We start from the raw sequence: 23431 nt of genomic DNA, 5'->3' as shown, positions 1-23431 counted from the left end.
CCTTTCCTTCCACTGCCTGAACAGGTTATTTAAATGACCTTTGAATTTTTGCGTGCTGCATGGCATTGAATGTTGACGGCTACAGGAAGCGCCGTAATATGGCAGCCGTATGTCTCGACAGCAACCCAAATCGCTGTATTGGAGCCTCCCAAGCCCTGCGGTCCGATACCGGTTTTATTAATATCCTCCAACAATTCCTTCTCAAGTTGGGCAATATGCTCCTCATGATGGAAGGATCCGACTTCCCGCAGCACAGCTTCCTTGGCAATCTCGGTCACCTTGTCAAAACTTCCGCCAATACCTACGCCAACTACAAGCGGCGGACAAGCTCTTCCTCCCGCAGCGATAATGGTATCCAGAACAAATTTCTTCACACCTGCAACACCGTCTCCCGGAAGCAAAAATTTCATAGCGCTCATGTTTTCACTGCCTCCGCCTTTTGGCAATACGGTCAGCTTGATCTGATCTCCAGGAACAATGCGGGTATGGATTACTCCAGGTGTATTATCATTCGTGTTTTTACGAAGCAAGGGATCGGATACGATTGAATTCCGCAAATACCCTTCCTTATAGCCCTTTCTAATGCCTTCATGGATAGAACTTGTGAAATCCCCGCCTTGAATGTGAACATCTTGACCTACATCTGCATAAACCACAGTTAGCCCAGTATCATGACAATAAGGACGGTCTTCCGTAGCCGCTAATTGAGCGTTCTCAATCAATTGATCAAGGATGCTTTTGCCTAATGGAGATTCCTCTGTCTCACTTGCTCTTTTAAACCCGTCTAATATATCTTGGGGCAAATAATAACAGGCCTCCCAGCACATCACTGCAATGGTATCGCGAATTTGATCCGTATGGATAACCCTCATATATATTCCCTTCCCTTCCATGGCTGTTTTTCAAACATCTGGCTTACAGTCGTAAAAAGTTCATACTTTCCATTCTAATGAATCACACTGTACTCCTTCTATCGTAAGCGCCTTCATCACTCTTTAATTTTAGCACAGCCCTGTAATACAAGAACGATATTTATTGCGGTTAATGATCCTTTCTATGCAATACTTGCTATCGATTTTTCTTTTAGGGCTGCAAAACAATTTGAATAACCCCCTGCATTGTCATAATCAGCCTAGGTTTTGTTCAGTAACTGGATGAATTTCCCTTCAGGCTTTTATACATTTCCGGGATATGCTAAAAAAGTCGAATTTATGGAGGTTACTATGAAAAAAGCAGCGATCATCCTCACACTAATAATATTGTCCCTGCTCGCTCCAATTCTGCTCCCAGCCTCATCAATGGCTAGTGAGCAGCCGCTGTTTAGTTTCGTCGTACTCAGTGATATTCATATTCAGTCTTGGGATAAGCAATCCCACCTCATGCTGAAAACAGCTCTAAGTGATATCCAAACGGTCTCACCTGATGCAGCTGCGCTTATAATGAACGGAGACTTGACCAACGGAATGCCAGCAGACTACAGACAGCTGAGCGATATGCTTAAGCAGCTTCCTCACCCGCCAGCTATTTATTCTTCTATAGGAAACCATGAATTTTATAAAGCATGGGTTAACGCATCGGGCAAATGGAGTGCCGAAACTTTTCCAAACGGTGAAACCGAGCATGCCTCTATTAACAGGTTTTTGAAATTCACAGGGGAAAGCAGCGTTTACTATGAAAAAGTAGTTCATGGCTATCACTTTCTGTTTCTCGGCTCTGAAAAATACTTGCAATCAAACCCTAGTAAGTCGGAAGCCGCTTATTTATCTCCTGCACAGCTCGGCTGGCTTCGTCAAACATTAGAGCACACACGGCTGGCTTCTGCGGAAACTGATAAGCCTATTTTCGTTTTTCTGCACCAACCGCTTAGCGAGACAGTTGCCGGCTCCGAATGCTGCGTTGATAACCAGGCGGTTGTGCAGGATCAGGAGCTTAGAAGCATATTATCCGCCTATCCCCAGGTCATTTTGTTTTCTAGCCATACTCATATGACTCTGCAGCTGTCAAAAACAATGATCCAAGATCATTTTACAATGGTAAGTACATCTTCCGTTCGACAGCCATGGACCAAGGATAGCCGCCGCGACAGCTACAAGACTCTCGATTCAGGAGCAAGCGAAGGGCTGTATGTCGAGGTTTTCTCTAATAAAGTACAAATTAAAGGACGTGATTTCTTTAAGCATAAATGGCTTACTCAAGCGCAGTTTACTATTTCATTTCCAGCTTTATGGAACTACCTGTCCCTATGGGCCCTGCCGCTGGTGTATGAGGCATCTCCAATATTATTTTCGTCCCCCGCTCCAGCTCGCTTTCAATTCGCAAACCATACTGATCCCCGAACACCATCTGAATCCGGCGGTGTACGTTAAGGATACCGATCCCGCCTTTTCTTCCTTTCTCATCAATCTCTCCGTCTGCTAACCGATTCGAGTTGACTTGCTCCTGCAAACGGATAAGCTTATCTTGTGCGATACCGATCCCATTGTCCTCCACGCTAATCCAGAAAACCTTCTCATCCATGCCTCCATCAATCTTAATCGTATGGTAATCCTCCAGACCATCAGGAAACGCGTGCTGGAATGCATTTTCCACTAGAGGCTGCAGTGTAAGTCGAACCATCTTTTGCAATAAAAGCTTCGGACTAACCGCTACATCAATTTCGAATTCCCGGTTGATCCGATGACGCAGCACAATAAGAAAGTACATAACATGCTTAAGCTCGTTAGCTACAGTAATTTCTTCCAAATTTGTTTGAACCGAATACCTCAGCATGTAGGCAAGTGCCTTTACTATTTCAGTAATTTCCTCGGATTCGCGAATAGATGCATAGCAAACAATAACCTCCAATGTGTTATACAAAAAATGCGGATTAATTTGCAGCTGCAAGGACTGGAATTCCGCTCGCTGCCGCTCCAACTGGATTTCCTGATTTTTCAAATCCGCCTGGTATGCCTTTTCTACCAGCTCCGACAGCCGATTGACCATTAAATTATAGCGCATCATCAGCTCAACGATCTCATCAATATGCTTGGGCAGCGGAATGATCGCCCAATTCCCCTTCTCCGTCTCCCGCATCCCTTGCTTCAAAATTTTGATCGGACCAGTAATAGAACGCCCGAATTGATAAGCTAATCCCAGAGCAAACAATAACGTGAATAAACCGACTATAATTGTTGTCGACCGGATGTTCTCAACCGGCTTGCGCTGCTCGTCCAATGGCATCGATACAACCAGGCTCCAACCTGAATAATCAGATTTCCTTGACATATAGACCCGCTGCTCACCGCTGCTATCATCTGTGAACATCGAAGAGCCCGCCTCAATGATCTTCTGTCTTAAATCATTGTTCGTGATGGTTCCTACTTGATCCGATTGTGGATGGTAAACGGTACGCCCTTTATCATCCATGATGAAAAAGTAGCCGTTCGGGCCGAGCTCAATTCCTTTCCATAATGAAGACAGATCTGCAGAACGGATTTCAATGGCCAGCACTCCTTGCGGCGATGGATCGGAGAGCCCCCTGGTTTGCCTTACCAAAGTCAACATTTGGTTCGATTGATTGCTCATAATACTATGATTTAAAATTCCTAATTGTCCGTTTTCCCTTGTGTTCTCCCTGAAATAATCCAATTGTTCCTGTGTTTGCGCGGCTGTAAAGGACGGCTGATCCGGTACCTCATTATAATAATACACGGCGTTACCATTAAAGCTGATCACATAGATGGCGGCAATCTCGGGGTTGCGGATAAACAGCGAATCCACACCTATCTCCTTGATTTGCTTACGGTATTCGTAAAACTCGTACTCATGCAGATTCCGTGGACGATCAATGAATTGCTTCAGCTCACGAATGGTTAACAACGAAACAATGGAGCGTGAATAAGCTTTAAGATACAGATCGGTATGATTAACTGCATTGGTAACGATTTGAGTCATTTGGTTTTGTACCAGAATGTCTAATTCTTGAGTAGAAGTACGGTAGGAAAATATGCCGACACTCGCCAAAGAAACAACGATGACGATAAAAAAGTAAATATACAGTTTACGGTATAAGCTTCTCTTTTTCATTTATCGGATACCTATGCCGAACCGATATTCGGAAGGCGAGACACCTACAATTTTTTTGAACGTTTTGGTGAAATGCGGGTAATCTTCGTAGCCTACCTCCAAAGCCACATCGACAATACGAATATGCGGGATTGCCAACAGCTCCTTTGCCTTTTCCATTCGCTTATGGATCCGGTAGTGTACGAAGGTCACTTGAGTCGTCTTTTTAAAAAGCGCGCTGAAATAAGTTGGTGTCAATCCCACCATCATGGCCACCTGATCAAGTGAGATTTCCTGGGATAAGCGGCTATCGATATAAGCTCTGGCTTCCTCCATCGGATCTTTGAAATTGCCGTTCCGTATCGCAAGCAGATCAGTCGCCAGCTGCTTGAGCTGGAACTCAAAAATGTCTAAAGCCTCCTTCACACTGCTTGCTGCCACATCCGTCTTGGCAAGATACGGTGAGAATCGCCGCGTCTGAAAACGTTTTATTAGCAAAACTAAGCAGTCCTGCAGCAGCTCATTGGTTTGTGCTAACGTCAAACCAGACGACAAGACAGTTGTCCTCCATTGACCGGTCAACCGCTCCAGCTCATCCATTTGCAGCGACCAAATGCTTTGCTCCATCCGGTCAACCCACTCCGCATATAAGGATACGGACACGTACCCCCGCACCATTTTGCGCGTTAATTTATCAAGCACCTCATGAATGTCCGATTTTGTAACCGGTTTCAATAAGTAGTGCTTCACACCGTAATCCATACATTTTTGTGCATATTCAAAATCATTATAGCCTGATATAACAATGGTTTGGATATGTTCATATTGCTCATGTATCGACTGGCACAAGCTTAATCCGTCCATTTTGGGCATTCGGATATCCGTTAGTACAATGTCAGGCGTCAGCTCGGCGATCAGCTTTAAGGCTTCGTGTCCATTCATCGCTGTCCGGATTCCTTTGAAGGCGGGTGTATAGGTTTGCACCATTTTAATAAGCCCTAAACTAATAATCGGTTCATCGTCTACAATGAGTATTTGCATAAAAATACAACCCCCTTCAACCATTCCATGTACATCATCGCTCTTGGCTTGATCATACTGCCTTGGGCAATTTTCTACAATAGAAATAGGTATTCGGAGGTTGTGTTTTTTTATGATTATTTTACAGAAAGATCGTAAGCTCCGTCCTTTTTATTAAAACGGTCCGTTGCTTCCTTAATGATTTCGTTGCCGCCCTTGCTCTTGTACTCCTCAATGACTTTAGGCCAGTCGGAGATCGGCTCCTTGCCATAAATCATTTTGACCATATGATCAATGATTAATTTGGGTCCAACATCCTGCTGTGGAGTGGCCAGATCAGGGAATTTAGCAAAGCTGCTTAGCTCGGGATTGAACCCTATGCCTGGAAGCCCTTCTTTTGCCAATACTTCGTCAAACGCCTTCAACGTATCCCTTCCATTGTCATCCATCTCTAATCTAACCTTGTTGTAGGTGGAGTCCTGAGCTCCCCACAATGTACTGCGGAAGCCTTCCTCCTCGTTTTCTTCCTTCGTCTTAGGAAATTTGTAGTTCACCTTGCCGTTCTCCATTGTATACGTATCCCCCTCGATCCCGAAGGTGAAAAATTTAGCCGCTTCATCCGTTGCCATCCAGTCGAAATACTTCACAATGCCGATAGCCGTATCGGGCTTAACATTTTTATTGATATAGAAGGAACGGACAACAGGCGTATAAAAGAAGTAACCCCCCTTGCCCTCAGGACCTCTAGGCGATGGGATGATATCTACTTTGGCTGAAGGCAGCACCTGCTGGTTATTTACCCTGAAACCTACAAGCCCTGCGGCATTGGCAGACCATATACCCGCTTTGCCTCCACTGATGTTCTTCGTATAATCGGTTGAGGAGATAGTCGCGAAGTCTTTGGCAATCAGACCCTCATCGTACATTGTCTTGTAAACTTGAAGCGCCTTCTGCATATTCTCCGAGTCAAAAAATTTCGGGACTACCTGTCCATTTTGCAGTTCGAATTGATCCTTGTAAGGCAGGACGTCGAAAGCCCCCAGAATCGTATCCGCATATTTGAAATTCTCCCGCATCTGATACGGATTCTCCACGCCCAGTTTTTTAAATGCCCTTAGAACGTTCAAAAATTCATCTACGGTTTTAGGCGCCGCCAAGCCAGTCTTCTCCAACAAATCCGTTCGGACAAAGGTCCCGCGCCGTGAAGGATTGTTCAAATAGTCGGGGATGCCATAAATTTTCCCTTTATACGATACTGCCTCCCACGCGGTTTTCGGAATTTTTTTCATCAGATTAGGCCCATACTGCTTCAGAAGGTCATCGAGTGGAATGAACACTCCGGCTTCAACGGAACCGGACATCGCCTTATTCGAAGGCGTACCGATATTACCTACTACATCTGGTATATCATTACCGGCGAACATGACACTCATTTTGGTTTCTTCGATAACCTTCACATCCAGAACCGTATTGGACAGCTCCCCTAGCTTCTTCACCCATTTATCGTTATTGAGATCCGGAATTCGGGTATGGTAGCCTGTATTTACTGTCGTTGGAAAGGTGATCGAAAATTTCGTAGGCCCTTTATTAGCAGCCGCCGCAGGCGCTTCAGCAGCCGGTGCTTGATTACCGCCAGAACAGGCAGCGAGACTGCTTACTGCTAATACTGCAACCAAAGAACCGCAGATTGCTTTTTTATTCCTCATGGATACCCCTTCTTTCAGCAAAATGTATGCGCTGTCATCCGTTGTTGACTAAATGACAAACCGCTATTACTGCTAATCTTAACGTAAGCAAGAATTGCATTAAATTGGGAATTTTATGTTGATATGTTATATTTTATGATTTCACAGAACCAACGAGCAAACCTTGAATGAAATGCTTTTGTAAAAAAGGATAGACCAGCATTATCGGCAATGTAGCTACAACAATAACAGCCATTTTGATACCTTCGGGAGATAGCTGGGCTATGAGCTCGGAGCTGATATCGGATTGTCCGTAATTATCCGTAAATACAATCTCCCTCAACCTTACCTGCAAAGGAAGAAGGGTCCGGTTGCTAATGTAATAAATCGCAGCTGAGTAGGCGTTCCAGTTGGAAACCGCATAAATAATTCCCATCGTAGCCATCGCCGGCTTGGATAATGGCAGGATGATATTCCATATGAGCCGCAGCTCGCCGCAGCCGTCTATTTTCCCCGAATCGAGCAGCTCACTTGGCAAATTCATAAAGAAGGAGCGCATAACAAATAAATTAAAAGCACTGATCGCCGTGGGCAGCATCAATGCCCATAATGAATTTAGCAGCCCAAGCTGTTTGATTAATAAATAATTAGGAATGAGAGGTGCGTGAAAAATAAGTGTAACCAAAATAAGAATGAGGATGATTTTTCGCCCATTATAATCCGGTCTGGATAAAGGATAAGCAAGCGACGCCGTTGCCGTCAAGTTAATAAGCGTACCAAAGCCAGCAATAATGACACTGTTGCGAAACGCATACCACATTGAACTATCCGCCAAAATAACCTTATAGTTACCGACAGTAGGGTCAACCGGCCAAAAGGACACTTTTCCGCTGTTAATGGCTGCATTGCTGCTGAGCGATTGCGCTATAACATGCACGATCGGAAGCATCATGCTTAGGCCAATCAAGATCATAAAAATAACATTAAACTTTTGAAAGCTTCGTTCCGCTCTGCTAATGATCAATATGCTCACCTCCCAAGCATTCTTAATATAGACCTTCACCGTTCACTTTCTTACTCAACGTATTTCCTATGGCGATAAGCATAAACCCGACCAATGACTTGAACAGCCCGATAGCTGTTGTATAGCTGTATTGCCGATCTACTAAACCCGCACGAAACACATAGGTATCAATAATTTCTCCATTCTCGCTGTTCAAAGGATTCAAAAATATGAAAACCCTTTCAAAACCGAAATCCAAAAAATTTCCGATATGCAGCAGAAACAGAATTGTAATCGTCGACATTATGCTCGGTATTGTAATCGAAATAGTCTGTCTCAGACGCCCAGCCCCATCGATAACCGCAGCCTCATACAAATCCGGATTTATTCCCGCTATGGCAGCCAAATATATAATGGTCCCCCAGCCGCTATCCTTCCAGACTCCAGCTCCTACAAGAATGCTTCGTATATATTCGTTATCTCCCAGGAAATAGATCGGTTCGATTCCGAACGTCCCCATTACATGATTGACGAATCCGGTTGTCGGTGAAAGCAAGCCTACTAGTATCCCGCCTACAATTACCCACGACAGGAAATGCGGCATATACACAACCGTCTGCACCACGCGTTTGAATATAACGATTCGGAGTTCATTTAAGAGCAAAGCCAATATAATAGGTACAGGAAATGCGAACACCAAATCATAAAAGCCAATCAAAATCGTATTTCTCAGTATAGTCAGAAATTCATCGTAAGCGAACATTCGTCTAAAATGCTCAAGACCGGCCCAAGGACTGCCGGATATCCCCTTAAAAATGTTATAATTCTGAAAAGCGATGACCGAGCCCATTAACGGAATATATCTGAAAATAATAAAGTAAAATATACCCGGAATTGAAATCAAATAAAGCACCCAGTTTATCGGCAGCACTATCGGCTTCTTGGGCATACGGGCTGTTAACCCGTATGCGGTTTGCTTTGTTGCCTCTGTTTTATTCCCCATATATTTCCTCACTTTCCAGCTTCATCTTCCTTATATAATCATACGTTGGAGAAACTCATGAATCCATGGAAATAGTTGCAGACGGATTGTGTTTTTTTATGTTGCAAGACCATACCTTTGCGCCGCGCTTTTATACAGCCATGCTTCTGCAAGCTGCAGTGCAGTATCCCGATTCAACCAGCCGGCTTCGATCTGCCCATACAGATATTCTCCCATTAGCCGCTTAACGAGTAATATTTTCCCGTAGCTCCATTCGATACACCTCGCATCCGAGGCAATTAGCGAGCATTTAATACCCGGCAGCGCTTCTGAACGGTATTGCATACAGTCACGATAAGTGCTCGCGCGGAAATTAAACCACCACAATCCTCCCAGATGAACATTGGGGAAGTTCCATGCAGCCTGAACGACATCGAGGTTGTTCATTTCCGAAGCCACAACTAGCTCAAACTTGCAGCTGTACCTTTCAAAAAGTCCGGTTAGCTTGAGAATGCGCGCAGGATCATTAACTGGAACCGCTGTCCCGCACCAGGAACGCTCTACGCCAAGAAATAATTGCAAAAACATTCCCTTACCTTCAAGCTCTTCGCAAATCTTATGCAGCAACCTCATCATGATCTGATCCTTCGGAATGCCGCGTGTTAACGGATACGTTTCATTGGCTCTGGCCTCATACTCAGGTAGGGTAGTCATTATACCTGTACAGCCCAGCTGCCGATAATCTTCCAGCAGCTTGCCAATTACTCCGGCAACTTCTTCAAAGGCAGAAGAAGGATCTTCGGCTTGCTGAATGTTCTTGATCCATCCGCCCAATCTTCCGTCAATACGAGGAATGAGCAGCGCGTTGCGATCCATCCCCTGAAATTCCGCATGCTCTGGAATATTGACGACAAATCCGCGGATTTGCAGCTTGTCCGCAACCTGCTGAGCCCAGCCCTCACGCTGGCTTGATTCACGTACAGCAGCATCAGCCCGGCGTACTGCAGGTTCATCCGACAGCTCGATATCATAAAGTGTTTTGAATACATGGGTAACGACCCAATTCATCAAAGTGTTTCTAGTCGCCCGATAAGCGGCAAGAAACTGAATGATCCTTTCTTCCTCCGGCAAATCCATCGCATCCGCTGGATAACCTGCAGCCTGAAGCTCCCGAAAAAACCAAAAGTAGTGGGCTATCTCCCAAAAGTCCTTAGCACACAGTCGGTCCCCTACCAGATGTGTGTGGGTATCCAATACAGCCAAACTGGCTACCTCATTCATGAATTGTTCCCTTTGCCAAGACATAGGCCCTCATCCTCTCCGTTGGACTCTTTTTAGTTTTCATTTATCCGCTTTTTCATATTAACTAAAAAATGAGCAGAGCTGAATTGAATAAATTATGGTGACTTGTCATCATTTACGCTGTTACACTAAAAAAACGAGTCTATCCGATAAGTCATGGACTTAAAGGACAGACTCGTTCGCATGATGCTCCTGAAGTGCACATTTTATAAAACCGCCTTATGTAATTCACGATTGCTCGGACTTCCAGCCTCAGGTATTATCTTCCGCCCTTTTCCATGCGGGATACATACCGGCGTACCGAAAAGCATATCCGTTCCGATCTCACACTCCATACCGTATACCTCACGAATCATCTCCTTGGTTACGATAGTCTCCGGTAATCCCTGAGAATGAATCCCTTTGTTATGGACGGCGATAATATGGTGTGCATATCGGCAAGCCAAATTCAAATCATGTAGAACCATCACAATAGTACGCTGTTCATTCTGATTCAAATCATAAAGCAGGTCCAATATTTCTACCTGATGCGCCATATCCAGATAGGTTGTCGGCTCATCCAACAGCAGCACCTCCGTGTCCTGTGCCAACGTCATGGCGATCCATGCCCGTTGGCGCTGCCCTCCTGAGAGCGAGTCTACGTCCCGATCCGATAAGTGCTCCAGATGTGTCACTTCCAACGCCCTTCTCACTTGAGCTTCGTCCTCTTCAGACCATTGCTGAAATAAGCTTTGATAGGGATAACGTCCCAATCGTACAAGCTGCAGCACGGTTAATCCCTCCGGAAGTACAGGCTCTTGCGGAAGTACAGCCATTTGCTTCGCAACATCCTTGGTGGACAATCGCGAAATATTGCGTCCATTCAAAAGAATTGCGCCCAGAGCAGGCTGAAGGAGCCTTGCAAATGAGCGCAGTAATGTGGATTTTCCGCATCCGTTGCTCCCGATTAGAATACTTATTTGACCCTGCGGAATTTGCAAATTCAGCTGGTTGATGATGGTTGTATCCCCATAGCATAACGTCAGCTGCTGCGCGGATAAAGTATAATCAGTCATGCTTACCTCTCCTTTCTGTCTCGCTGCCATGCCGAGCTCTATACTACACTTGCTTTTTCTTCACCTTGATCAACATGTATAAAAAGAACGGCGCTCCTAGAACAGCCGTAAAGACCCCTGCCGGAATATCCTTCGGCGCAAATAAAGTACGGCCAACGAGATCTGCTGTAACGAGAAGGATGGCTCCGACGGCAGCCGAGCAGACCAGGAGGACTCCATGGGAGCCGCCTACCAGCCTGCGGGATATATGCGGAGCCATCAAGCCGACAAAGCCGATCCCGCCAACGAAAGCAACTGCAGATCCGGCAAGTCCTGCCGCCGTAAATATAAGCGCAAATCGCTGGAGTTGGATACGTCCGCCTAACAATACGGGCAGTTCATTGCCAAGCACCTGAATGTTCATCCTCCGAACGAGGATGAACAAGATCGGCAGAAACAACAAAAACCAGGGGGAGAAAAACTTAACCGTATTCCAGTTGGCGCCGTAAACGGTTCCCGTTATCCAGATTTTAGCCTGGCTAAGAACCGCGATAGGACTGAAAATCATAAATAAAGTTTTTAGAGCCTCCAGAAGCGCCGATACGCCAAGTCCTACCAAAATCATTCGCATGGAAGAAACGCCTTTCTTCCATGCGACCAAATAAATGAATATCGAGACAATTACAGCTCCGGCGAAAGAAAACAACGGCATCCAGAATATGCTTATAGTTGCATTGAAAATGGCCAGAAATAATACCGCCATCATCGCCGCACCGCTTGTAATGCCGATGATATCCGGGGATGCCAGAGGATTACGGACAACCGCCTGCAAAATCGTTCCGGCCAGTGCCAAAGCCATACCAGCCAAACTAGCCAGAATGATCCTTGGCAGCCTAAAGTTCCAGATGATAGTAGTTTCCATAGCTTCACCGTTGGGCCCTCCGAACAAAATTTGCAAAGTTCTTAACGGCGAAATATAGAGGGTTCCGATACCTATGCTTGTTACCATTAGTGCAGCCAAAAACAGCAGGACGGATAAAAGAATCCATATCCCTTTCATATCAACAATCACAGAGAAACGCAAGCGTTGCGCTCGTATAGCGGCATAACGGTTCATTGCTTCTTCAGCTCCTTTCGGGCCAAATAAATAAAGAAGGGAGCTCCGATGATTGCTGTCATGATCCCTACTGGGACTTCCTTAGGAAAGGCAACGAATCGAGCTGAAATATCGGCTGCGAGCAATAGACATGCTCCCAATAAAGCACAATAGGGGATCACCCAGCGATAATCAATCCCTACCAGACTGCGAACGATATGAGGGATAACCAAACCAATAAAGCCGATTGGACCTGCCAGAGCCACCGAGCTGCCAGCAAGAAACACAACAATCAGAAGGGTGAAAAGCTTGACTCTGAAAGTATTCTGGCCAAGACCCTTAGCCACATCCTCGCCAACTGAGATAACGTTCATCGCTTGACCAAGAAATAGAGCGCATATGAAGCCTAGTGATATAAAGGGAAGCACCGGCAAAATTACATCCAGCTTGCGCCCGTCTACCGAACCTGCCAGCCACAGGAAAATATTGTCCAGTACACCCTCATTGGTTACGAGGATAGCCGTAGTGAATGAAGTAAACAGCGCTGACATGGTTGCTCCAGCAAAAGTCAGCTTAAGAGGTGTCAATCCTTCAAACCCAACGGAGCTGACCATATATACAGAGATGGCCGCTACTGCTGCTCCAAGTAAGGACATCCAAATAAATTCGCTCTGTGAGGTCAATGAAAACACTGAAAAACCGGTTACAATAAAAAATCCGGCTCCTGCATTAACTCCCAATATACCGGGAGAAGCCAGCGGATTTCTCGTCAAAGCCTGCATCAATGCACCCGCAATGGCCAGGGCTCCTCCAACAAGTGCCCCGACAATTGCACGTGGCAATCGAATATCGCGAATAATAACATGCTCGTTACTGCCGTTAAATGCGATGTAGGCATCTTGGAAAGTTGACCATGTCGTATTCGTATATCCATATACATTGCTCGCAAGGAACAACAATACGGTTAAACATAAGCAGGCAATAAATCCCGTTAGTTTGGCTAAATTGCTATGAAATATCATCTTTCAAACCCTTCTTATTAAACGAAATTCAAACCCGCATCCGGAATTCCCGAGCAGGATGCGGGTTTGCAGAGCTAGAGCTATTTCTATAAGCCTATTTCAGTAAATGTTTCGCTAACTCATCCACCAATAAATTGGCCGACAGGATACCACCGGACGAATTCCATACTCCGTCATTAACTTTGATGGCTTTGCCTTTTTTAACAACGTCCAGGTTCTTCCAAAGGGTTTCTTCCTGCCATGCCTTTTCTGTTTTGGTTGTTAATCCTTTATCATCTTCCAATGTAAAGTAGAACATAATATCCCCATCCGCATCTGGAATCCGTTCCTTGCCAATAATATCAGCGAATGTAGGCTTATCCTGAGCAGCAGGCCGCTTCAGACCGATTTGCTTAAGGATGCCTCCTGCAAACGTATCTTGATAGTAGAGACGAACCTTATCATCCAAATAAAAGCGCAACAAGGATACCTTGGTATTGATTTTGTCTCCCAGCTTTGCTTGAAGGTCTTTTACCTTGCTCTCAAAGGCTGCCAGCTGGTTATCGCCTTCTTCTTTTTTGTTAAGTGCTTCGGCATATGTTTTGAAGTTGATCAATGAGTCCGAATTAGTACGCTCCGAGAAAATGGTAGGTGCTATACTGGTAAGCTGTTGGTAGATTTTCTCCTGGCGAAGCTTATTACCAATAATCAAATCCGGTTTCAAAGCTGCAATAGCTTCCAGGTTCGGTTGATTCTCGTCCCCGACAATTTGTACCCCTTCCAATTTATCCTTCAAATGGTCATAATAAGGTTGAGTTCCCCAAGCTTTGACCATGCCAACGGGCTTGATTCCTAATGCCAAGGAGGCTTCAACAGCATCATTGACCAATATAACGACTCTTTTCGGATTCCCTTTTACCGTAGTTTCCCCCATAATATGTTTAACTGTATAGGGTGCGCTTGCTTCCGGCTGCTTGGCTGGCTCAGCAGGCTTCTGCGCGGATGCCGGAGCGGTCCCAGCGCTTCCTTGATTGCCAGAGGCTGGCTGTGGATTAGTGGCGGCACTTCCGCATGCAGATAATACCAGGGCCATTATAAATAACAGTAACCCTAATACCGTTCTTGTCTTGCGTTTTCGATTCATGTATCTTTCTCTCCCTTTTACAATGATAATGATTCTTGTTATCATCTAATAGTTTAAAGCATGGGTTAACTATCGTCCATGACCTGAAGTATCCGTTTTGTTATACAATTCTACCTTAAAAAAGAGCTAACGATTCCCATGGAGAGGAGCTAAACGCATTGTCCGTTCAATCGTCTGCCCACATGCAACGAACGCTATATTTACTATCATCCATTCGCAAGTTCAAGCGCTTGGATACCTTTACCATTCAGCGTAGAACAGTTCCTGTACCCATGCTTTGTTTCATTGCGAAAGGGAAAGGGACTTTGACCGTTAATGATGCCACTTATTCAGTGGAGCCTCTCCAACTCTTCTACTTCGCTCCGGGGATGACCTTGGAGGCGGCTTCGCGCGGCAAGGAGCTCGAATATTACCTCATTATTATTGAAACCGTAGCGGCAGCTAAGCGAAACAATCACTGGAAGCTTCAGAGCTCAATCGGGTTGCTTCACAGCCTGCCTGCCGGTCGTTTATATATTCAGGATGCCAAGCAGCTGCTTCAAAGAATAGACGAGCTTTACACTACAGTAAATAACCGGACAGTATCGAACCTTATAGACCCGGATTTGCAGCTGCAATCGCTCATCGATCTCATTGCAAGAGGTATCCGGCAAGAACCTTCAGACGGGACTCAGAGCAATGGAATTGATTCCTGCATCACTTATATGCACCAACACTTTCATGAGAAAATAACACGGGAGACGCTAGCCGAAATTGCCAAGCTCACTCCGAATGCCTTCTGCCGCAGCTTCAAACGGCAAACCGGAAGCAATCCGACTGATTATTTAAACACGATTCGCATCAATCAAGCCAAAAGCCGGTTAACGCCGGATTGCTCTATTAAAGATGTCGCTGTCACAATCGGATACGGCAGCGAATACTATTTTAGCCGAATATTTAAAGAGTCTGTCGGGATTTCCCCCTCCCTCTTTATCAAAAGAGAAAGGTTGAAAGTAGCTGCAGCCTCTCGTACTTGCTTTCATGACAACCTTGCTTCTATCGGAATGCCTGCGGCAGCAGGGGTGGATTGCTACAGATATCCTTGGATGGATGATGCCGAATACAACCGCAGATTAACCTCGCAGCTTGAACAATTGCGGCTTGTAAAGCCTGATTTGATTATCGGCGATTATTTTCATCAACCACTCTACGAGTCATTGAAGCAAATCGCCCCTACAGTCATTCTGGATCATCACCTGGACTGGCGTACTATACATATGAAAATTGCCGAACTCGTTGGACGAGAAAAAGAAGCCTTCCAAACGTTCCATCAATTAGATGAAAGAACTTTAGAGGCTCGAAATCAATTAAGTAAAGCTATGGGAAATGAACGTATAACTTTCCTGCAGATAATACCCCAGGGGATAAGAATTCAAGGTGCGGCCAATCATCCATTAAATGAACTGCTATACTCAGAGCTTGGACTCCATCCAGGCAGCGCCGTTCCACCTAATAAAATGAGGGATGAACTACTACCGGAGCAATTTCCACCCATGGAGTCCGAGCATCTCTTTATTAGCAAGTACATCGGTCATCCGGATGTTGAAGCTGTATTATCCAAGCTTCAGCAAACCCCTTCATGGAAAACCATACATGCAGTAACTGATAATAAAACTTACTTCACTCCAAATTGGCTGCAAACCAGTTGGACACCATTAGGGAGAAATCAGATCATTACAACTATGGTCAACCTGCTGTTGCGCTGATTCATTTTATTTAGAGTTATGATTTGATAGATCCGACCATCATCCCTTTAATGAAATGCTTCTGGAGGAATGGATACACCAGCATAATCGGGATTGTAGCCACAACGATTACCGCCATCTTGAGTCCCTCAGGTGAAACGGACAGCAGCAATTCGGATGATACGTCAGCTGAACCCAAGTTGTCCGTGATTACTATTTCACGCAGCCGTACTTGAAGGGGAATCAAATTTCTGCTGCTGATGTAGTAAATCGCTTGAGAATACATATTCCAGTTACCAACTGCGTACATGATCCCCATCGTCGCCATAACCGGCTTGGATAACGGGAGAACAACACTCCAGATCATACGGAACTCGCCACAGCCGTCCATTTTGGCCGAGTCAAACATCTCCGTCGGCAAATTCATGAAGAAAGACCGCATAACGAACAAGTTATAGGCACTAATGGCGCCTGGAATTATAAGTACCCATAAAGTATCGAGCATATGAAGATTTTTCAGGAGCAAATAATTCGGAATAAGCGGCGCATGGAAAATCATTGTGAACAGCACAAGTAAAAGCGCAGGTTTTCTATAAATATACTCGGCACGGGACAATGGATAGGCCAAGCTTGCAGTAGCGATCAGATTAATCAATGTACCGAACACGGTAATGATGACACTGTTTCGAAAAGAGATCCAAATGGAGGGATCCTTTAGAATCATATGATAATTTTCAAGTGTAAAGCCTATAGGCCAAAGCCCAACTGATCCGCTGTTAATCGAAACTGCATTGCTGAAAGATTGTGCAATCACATTTATGATTGGAAGAATCATAGTGAGTCCGATAACAAGCAGAAAAACCATATTAAATAGCTGGAACGCGCGCTGTCCTTTAGTTAAAATCACGTTTCTTGCCCCCTTTTGACTGAAATTAAGTTAGTATAGACCGTTTCCGGTTGCTTTTTTACTTAGCGCATTACCAAACATTATTAGCAATAAACCAATGACCGATTTAAAAAGTCCGATTGCTGTTGTATAGCTATACTGACGATCCAGAAGACCGGCACGATACACGTAAGTATCCAGGATTTGACCATTCTCACTGTTAAGCGAATTTAAAAATACATAAACCCGTTCAAACCCGAAATCCAAAAAGCTTCCAATGTGCAGCAGGAACAAGATTGTGATTGTAGGAAGAATTGTGGGCAGTGTAATGGATACCACCTGACGAAACTTGCCTGCTCCATCGATTTCCGCCGCTTCATAAAGATCCGGATTAATACCTGCTATAGCAGCCAAATAAATGATTGTTCCCCATCCGCTATCCTTCCAAATGCCTGAGCTAATCAGAATCGAACGAATATAGCTGTTTTCCCCGAGAAAATAGATAGGTTCAATATTAAAAAAGCCCAGTATGTGGTTAATGATCCCTGTAGTCGGAGAAAGCAAACCGATGATAATCCCGCCGACAATAACCCATGAAAGGAAATGCGGCATGTAGATGATGGTCTGTAAAGCTCTTTTATAGCCATTGAAACGAATTTCATTTAACAGAAGCGCTAGCAGAATCGGTATGGGAAATGCAAACACCAGATCATACATCCCGATCAGCAATGTATTTTTTAGAATGACGAGGAATTCTTCATAAGCAAACATCCGTTTAAAATGCTCAAAACCTACCCACGGACTACCTGTGACCCCTTTAAAAATGTTATAGTTTTGAAAAGCAATCGACGAACCCAGCAAGGGGATATATTTAAAAATGACAAAATAAAAAAGCCCTGGAATAGAAATCAAATATAAAGGCCAGTGTTTAATGACAAACGCTCTTTTTGCCTTCTTCGAAGTAAAAGTGTATACAGCTTGTCCTGAAGTGTCCGTTTTTGATGCCATGATTGTCTTTCCTTTCTTTCCACATAAATGTTTGATGGTCTCATCATACTATGAGCCCCTAGGTGAAACCATGGAGAAACTTCAATTGTACATGTGTTTTTCAACAATAGCGCCACAGAAAATGAATGAAAAAACCGGCTTTGTGTACGAGTTACGTTTGTACATCTGGAGGGATGGATGTGTGATTACGACCGCACACACGCCAGTACTGCACCTACGGAAGTGAAGGGCAATTGCGGAAGTAATTGTTCCTTTATCTCCTGAAAAGTCCAAAAATCAGAGTGATAAGGGAACAGCCAGTTCCGTTATCACTCTGATTTTGTGCATACATGGTCCAATTCGGCCAACATAACGGAAATCCCACTTCCGCTATCATCCCAGATTGGATGCGGCTGATGGAATAACGGAACTCTCCGTTCCGTTCAAAATCCTTTAGGGCTCATCTTGCGAAATAAATAGAGCACCCTTGGCAAGCTTATATTAGAAAGGACATCTCACTTTAGTGCTGTAAGGCGCTCAAACTCTCTTGGATGTTAAAAAACGCCTCCATCCCCACTTACCTAGTGGTTTTGGAAGCGTCTTTGTACATTGCTTAGGAATGCACTTCTTCGCTGATACACTTTTGGACCAGCTCATTTTTTACGGCAAGCCCGAACTTCAACTCGGTTCCAGTACGATTCTTTTCAAACACATTAACATATCGCCTTCAAGAGAAGCGGCGCCAAGCTTCAATACATACTCTCCTGCATGAGGAATACTAAGGCTGCCGATATCAACAACGTCAAAGTCATACCAGCCGCCTGTAGAGCGAATCTGCCCCAGAATATGAGCTACCCTCTCTCCTGTACTGCTGGAATAAACAGAAAGCTCGTAGCTGCCCCCAGCTGCCTGCTCATCCGCTCCATATTCTAAAGCTACCTTCCAATGTCCTATTCCACTGCTGCGGAATTTCCATGAAGCCTCATCGTCCAAGATTTTCCAATTAACAAGGTTGTCATGATCCTTTTTCCCTGTGTCATAACGTAAAGTTGAGCCCGCGATATGAGCATCGAATGCATCGAATCTATTCGGATAGTCCTGTGTGTACAATAGAGAAACCGAACTGGCGTCGCAAGCGCCAGCAAAATCAACGGCAAACACCGGAATGGTCGAAGCCATCAGCTCCTGCGGAACATCGATAACAATGTCCTCTTCGTTCTGACGATGAACCGGCAATGCCCTACGTTCCGTATCTGCTAGTGCGTAAGCTTTCAGAACAGCATTCCTTAGGCCTGGTACAACCAGCTTCCCGGACTGAGGCCATTCGAAGATATGAAGGTATAAAGTATTGTCTTTTATCGTGCTTCTTCCCCAAGGAGGTTTACCTATCGGACTCTTACGAGTACCGTATACGGCATCACTGTTGATTTGCATCCATGCCCCGATTTGTTCCAGCAATTCCACGGATTTGGGATCAAATGCTCCATCCCCGGTCGGTCCAACATTAATAACAAAATTGCCGTTCTGGCTGAGTACATCAATCATTTGCTGCAGCACCTCAACCGATGTCTTCCAGTTATGATCGGTAGCTTTATAGCCCCAGGAATCGTTGAAAGTAGCGATGGATTCCCAGTCCTCACGCGGAACCCTTACATGCGGCTGATTATCGGATGAATTGCCGTAATCCCCATAAGGCTCCATCCACACGCGGCGATTAACCAAACAATCCGGTTGTACTCCGCGAACCTGTTCCACGAAGGCTGTCCCCTGTTCAGCTGTAAGCTTATGACCGCAGTCAAACCACATCAAACCAATAGGTCCGTATTTCTCTAACAGCTCCTTTACCTGGGGAAGCGCGAAGCTGCTTAAATAATTCTCATATCGGCTGCGTTTATCTTCATCATCGATCCATGATGCCACATCATCATACGCACCTATATTCGCAGGGTAATCCCATATGTTTCCCTGTGAATCGGGATGATGCCAATCCATTGAATGGGAGTAATAAATACACAGCTTCACTCCTTCCTCGCGGCATGCATCTGCCAGCTCACGAAGCGGATCGCGTCCGAATGGCGTCCGCTGAACCATGTTATAGTCCGATACATCCGAATCGTACATGGCGAAGCCATCATGATGCTTTGCTGTATATATCAAGTATTGGAGCCCAGCCTGCTTCGCCATTCGAGCCCACTGCCGCGCTTCAAAGCGTTCTGCCCGAAATTCTGCAGCAATTTCTTCATACTCCCGTACCGGAATTTGGGCCCGGAGCATCAAATGCTCCGCATAGGAGGCCTGTACCTCCTGCCCTTTCCAAAAGCCCCCCTGAAGCGAATATAAGCCCCAATGTATAAACAGCCCTACTTTGGCTTCACGCCACCAAGCCATTCGGGCATCTTGATCTGCGCTTACTGTTAGTGCGGGCACGCTTTCTTGTCCACTATGTCCCGCATTATCCATTAAATCCTCTTGTTCATGCATCGGAATTCCTCCTAAGAGTTTCGCTTTAGCGAATCTTTCTTCGTAAGCATATTCTGAGTTTCGCTTTATTGAAATTTGCTTCGCAGCAGCAGCCTATCCTTCAACCGACTACCACCTTCAACCTTCTTTACCTTGATCTGAAGCAGGCATGATCATGATCAGTTTCGTTCCTCTATCCACTTGACTCTCAATCTGCAAGCCGTACTGCTCACCAAACACCATCTGAATTCTTCGGTGAACATTGACAATCCCAATGCCGCCAATCCCTTGGGAAGAGCCGCTCTCCTTATCAGCAAGCTGGTTAGTGCCTAGCTTCTCACGCAGTTCTTCGAGCTTCGCTTCATGAATTCCAACTCCGTTGTCCTCGACGCTAATCCAGAACGTATCCTTATCCTCGCCAGCATCGATTCGAATATAATGATAATCCTCCACCCCGTCGGCAAAGGCGTGCTGAAATGCATTTTCAATCAACGGCTGCAGCGTCAGCCGAACCATACTATGAAGCAAATAATCGGGATGAATGGCAACATCCACATCAAACTCCCTACCGATACGATGCTTGAGCACCACAAGATAGAACATAACATGCTTTAATTCGTTCGCTACTGTTATTTCTTCCAAATTGGTTTGTACAGAATATCGCAGCATATAGGCAAGCGCTTTGACGATTTCATAAATTTCCTTCGAGTCTCTAATCACCGCATAACAAACAATCGTTTCCAGCGTGTTGTATAAAAAGTGAGGGTTGATCTGCAGCTGCAATGATTGCAGCTCTGCCTTTTGACGCTCCATCTGACTCTTCTGATCACTCAGCTCGGCTTGGTACACCTTATCAACCAGCTCAGAAAGCCGGGTCACCATCAAATTGTAGCGGCTCATCAGCTCTGTTATCTCGTCGCGATGCTCCGGCAGTGGAATGGTGATCCATTTCCCTTGCTCCGTCTGACGCATGGCCCCCTTCAAGATGCGTATGGGCCCTGTGATAGATCTCCCGAAACGATAGGCTAGCCAAAGAGCGATTCCTAAGGTTAAACAGCCGATGACGATCGTCGTTGTCCGGATGGTATCGCTCGGTTTGCGCAGCTCCTCCACCGACATGGAAACGACCAGCCTCCAATTCCCGTAATTAGAGCGGCGGCTCATAAACATCTGCGGCTTATCGTCAATAACTGCGACAAACGCATTAGTGCCCGCCTCCAGCACCTGGCTTTGAATCTGGTCGGGTAAGCTTGCAGCTATCTTGTTTTTATCCGGGTGGTACACATATTTTCCATTCTCATCTGCTATGAAGAAGTAACCGTTCTCCCCCAAATCAATTCCCTTCCAAAGCTCCGAAAGCTCCGCGGCCCGTAATTCGACTGCAAGAATACCTTTGGGCTCTGTAGAGGAAAGTCCGCGAATCTGCCTAACAAGGGTTACCATCATATTTTGTTGTCCTGACAGGATGCTGTGGTTAAGTACACTCAAGCTTCCTTGACTGTCCGTATTAGCTCTGTAAAATTCCAGCTGCTGTTGAATTTGCTGCTTGTTGAAGGATTCGCCGATCGAATCATTATAAAAATACATTGCATTATTATCAGCGCTTATTATGAAAATATCAGCAATCTCCGGATTGCGGGCAAATGCAGGCTCAATAAGAAGCTCCTTCATGAGCTTGCGCAGCTCATAATAGGGATAACCCGTTTCTCCCTGGGGGAGATCAATGAACCGTTTGACGTAGTTACTATTCAATAACGACACCATAGACCGCTCATAATTGCGAATATACAGGTCTGTATGGTGTACTGCATTGCCTACCACCTGCGATAGCTGTTTCTCCACAATTTGGTCAAGCTCCCTGGAAGAAGTCCAGTATGAAAAAATACCAACGCTGGTCAAAGAAATCATAATGACAATCAAATAGGAAAGAAACAGCTTCGGGTATAAATTAAGCTTTTTCATTTGATCCCCAACGAAGCGCGGTATTCGGACGGCGAAATGCCAAAGATTTTCTTAAAAGTTTTTGTAAAATGCGGGTAATCGTCATACCCTACCTCTGCCGCGATATCCACAGTACGCTTATGGGGAATGGCCAGCAGCTCACGGGCCTTGTCCATTCTTTTATTAATGCGGTAACTGACGAATGTTTCACTGCTCATTTTTTTGAACAACGTGCTGAAATAATTCGGTGTAATGCCTATCATATCCGCCACTTCCTTTAAGGAAATATCAACGGACAAATTGTTGTCAATGTAAGCCTTGGCTTCCTCCATCGGATCCTTATAGTTGCCCCGGCGCACAGCCATAATATCCGTCAAAACCGTTTGCAGCCGTTCCTCAAATTCCTTAAACAGATCCGCTTTGCCGGAAGCCTTGAAGCCTTCAGCCAGATCAATGTTCAGAGGGCGGTTCTTCTCTTGAAACTGCTTTTGCAGCAGTACTGCTGCATCCTGCAGCTGATCCTTCAACTGCGGAGCGGATAAATGTGAGCAATGCTCTCTCCACTCAACCATAATTTTGGCCATTTCGTCCTCTTGAAGGGACCAAATACTGTGCTCTATCCGTTCAACCCACTCCACATAGAGGGATACCGGAATATAGCCCTGGGATTGGGATTTCCTGATGATGTTGAATACATCATGTAAATCCGGTGGTGTAACGGGTTTTAGCAAATAGTGCTTAACGCCATACGACAGGCATTTTTGTGCATAATCAAAATCACTATAGCCCGAGACAACAACCATCAGAATATGGGGATAGTTTTCATATACTTTCCGGCAAAGCTCCAAGCCGTCCATTTTGGGCATACGGATATCAGTCAGCAGCAGGTCGGGTTCAAACTGAATAATTCGCTCCAGTGCGTCAACACCGTTTACAGCGGTTTCGATTTGTTGGAATTTAGGCTCATAGCTTTGCGCCATCATCATCAAGCCGCTGCGAATTACCGGTTCATCATCTACAATTAACAATCTCATGTTGTCCCAAGCCTCCACCCTTCACGTTTGTCACTTAATTATAGAAACGTGCTCACATAGCCAATACCTTCTAATTATACGCTCAAAA

17 protein-coding genes and 1 pseudogene are annotated in these 23431 nt (G+C 45.2%); 2 read left to right on the top strand and 16 right to left on the bottom strand.

The features are described from left to right. Nucleotides 1-29: 29 nt before the first annotated feature. On the bottom strand, nucleotides 30-872 hold the full coding sequence (locus NV381_RS28275) for a fumarate hydratase (RefSeq protein WP_258216648.1): 843 nt from the start codon (nucleotides 870-872) through the stop codon (nucleotides 30-32). A gap of 282 nt (nucleotides 873-1154) precedes the next feature. On the opposite strand from NV381_RS28275, the pseudogene NV381_RS28270 reads away from it, so the two are divergent. Continuing rightward, nucleotides 1155-1973, top strand: a pseudogene (locus NV381_RS28270) (metallophosphoesterase family protein); the annotation flags it as partial. A 232-nt stretch (nucleotides 1974-2205) separates the two neighbouring features. Here the strand turns inward: NV381_RS28270 and NV381_RS28265 are convergent. From NV381_RS28265 to NV381_RS28220, 10 genes are all read right to left on the bottom strand, one after another. Then, nucleotides 2206-4065: a sensor histidine kinase gene (locus NV381_RS28265; protein ID WP_419182310.1), complete on the bottom strand. Its 1860-nt coding sequence runs from the start codon at nucleotides 4063-4065 to the stop codon at nucleotides 2206-2208. Continuing rightward, nucleotides 4066-5085 (bottom strand): response regulator transcription factor, encoded by a 1020-nt coding sequence (locus NV381_RS28260; RefSeq protein WP_258216646.1) that lies wholly within the window; start codon nucleotides 5083-5085, stop codon nucleotides 4066-4068. 116 nt (nucleotides 5086-5201) lie between these two features. Continuing rightward, complete coding sequence (locus tag NV381_RS28255; RefSeq protein ID WP_258216645.1) at nucleotides 5202-6770, bottom strand: extracellular solute-binding protein; 1569 nt, start codon at nucleotides 6768-6770, stop codon at nucleotides 5202-5204. 133 nt (nucleotides 6771-6903) lie between these two features. Further along, complete coding sequence (locus NV381_RS28250) at nucleotides 6904-7776, bottom strand: carbohydrate ABC transporter permease (protein ID WP_258216668.1); 873 nt, start codon at nucleotides 7774-7776, stop codon at nucleotides 6904-6906. A 19-nt stretch (nucleotides 7777-7795) separates the two neighbouring features. Next, on the bottom strand, nucleotides 7796-8701 hold the full coding sequence (locus tag NV381_RS28245) for an ABC transporter permease (protein WP_258216667.1): 906 nt from the start codon (nucleotides 8699-8701) through the stop codon (nucleotides 7796-7798). Nucleotides 8702-8851: 150 nt separating this feature from the next. Further along, nucleotides 8852-10039: a glucuronate isomerase gene (locus NV381_RS28240; protein ID WP_258216644.1), complete on the bottom strand. Its 1188-nt coding sequence runs from the start codon at nucleotides 10037-10039 to the stop codon at nucleotides 8852-8854. A gap of 203 nt (nucleotides 10040-10242) precedes the next feature. After that, nucleotides 10243-11091, bottom strand: coding sequence for an ABC transporter ATP-binding protein (locus NV381_RS28235; RefSeq protein ID WP_258216643.1), 849 nt, complete (start codon nucleotides 11089-11091; stop codon nucleotides 10243-10245). A gap of 43 nt (nucleotides 11092-11134) precedes the next feature. After that, complete coding sequence (locus NV381_RS28230; RefSeq protein ID WP_258216642.1) at nucleotides 11135-12187, bottom strand: FecCD family ABC transporter permease; 1053 nt, start codon at nucleotides 12185-12187, stop codon at nucleotides 11135-11137. Next, a complete protein-coding gene (locus NV381_RS28225; RefSeq protein ID WP_258216641.1) occupies nucleotides 12184-13188 on the bottom strand; it encodes a FecCD family ABC transporter permease in 1005 nt (334 codons plus the stop codon). Before NV381_RS28225 ends, NV381_RS28230 begins: the two co-directional genes overlap by 4 nt. 94 nt (nucleotides 13189-13282) lie before the next feature. Further along, a complete protein-coding gene (locus tag NV381_RS28220; RefSeq protein ID WP_258216640.1) occupies nucleotides 13283-14311 on the bottom strand; it encodes an ABC transporter substrate-binding protein in 1029 nt (342 codons plus the stop codon). A 158-nt stretch (nucleotides 14312-14469) separates the two neighbouring features. Here NV381_RS28220 and NV381_RS28215 point away from each other — a divergent pair, with 158 nt between their 5' ends. Then, entirely contained in the window at nucleotides 14470-16056 is a 1587-nt protein-coding gene (locus NV381_RS28215) for an AraC family transcriptional regulator (RefSeq protein ID WP_258216639.1), read from the top strand. A 16-nt stretch (nucleotides 16057-16072) separates the two neighbouring features. Here the strand turns inward: NV381_RS28215 and NV381_RS28210 are convergent, their stop codons facing one another. The 5 genes from NV381_RS28210 to NV381_RS28190 all read right to left on the bottom strand — a co-directional run bounded on the left by NV381_RS28210 (nucleotide 16073) and on the right by NV381_RS28190 (nucleotide 23343). After that, the gene (locus NV381_RS28210; RefSeq protein ID WP_258216666.1) at nucleotides 16073-16900 is read right to left on the bottom strand and encodes a carbohydrate ABC transporter permease; all 828 of its coding nucleotides are present in this window, start codon (nucleotides 16898-16900) and stop codon (nucleotides 16073-16075) included. Nucleotides 16901-16972: 72 nt separating this feature from the next. Next, nucleotides 16973-17929 (bottom strand): ABC transporter permease, encoded by a 957-nt coding sequence (locus NV381_RS28205; RefSeq protein ID WP_258216638.1) that lies wholly within the window; start codon nucleotides 17927-17929, stop codon nucleotides 16973-16975. Between the two features lie 657 nt (nucleotides 17930-18586). Next, nucleotides 18587-20389 (bottom strand): alpha-L-fucosidase, encoded by a 1803-nt coding sequence (locus tag NV381_RS28200; protein WP_258216637.1) that lies wholly within the window; start codon nucleotides 20387-20389, stop codon nucleotides 18587-18589. Between the two features lie 117 nt (nucleotides 20390-20506). Beyond that, a complete protein-coding gene (locus NV381_RS28195; protein ID WP_258216636.1) occupies nucleotides 20507-22330 on the bottom strand; it encodes a cache domain-containing sensor histidine kinase in 1824 nt (607 codons plus the stop codon). Continuing rightward, nucleotides 22327-23343, bottom strand: a complete 1017-nt coding sequence (locus NV381_RS28190; protein ID WP_258216635.1) for a response regulator transcription factor — start codon at nucleotides 23341-23343, stop codon at nucleotides 22327-22329. Before NV381_RS28190 ends, NV381_RS28195 begins: the two co-directional genes overlap by 4 nt. Nucleotides 23344-23431: the final 88 nt, after the last annotated feature.

Source organism: Paenibacillus radicis (ex Xue et al. 2023), assembly GCF_024722015.1.
In the GTDB taxonomy this organism is placed as follows: Bacteria; Bacillota; Bacilli; order Paenibacillales; family NBRC-103111; genus Paenibacillus_S.
Note: the sequence above shows the minus strand (reverse complement) of the source record. Positions and strands in the feature narration are given on the sequence as shown.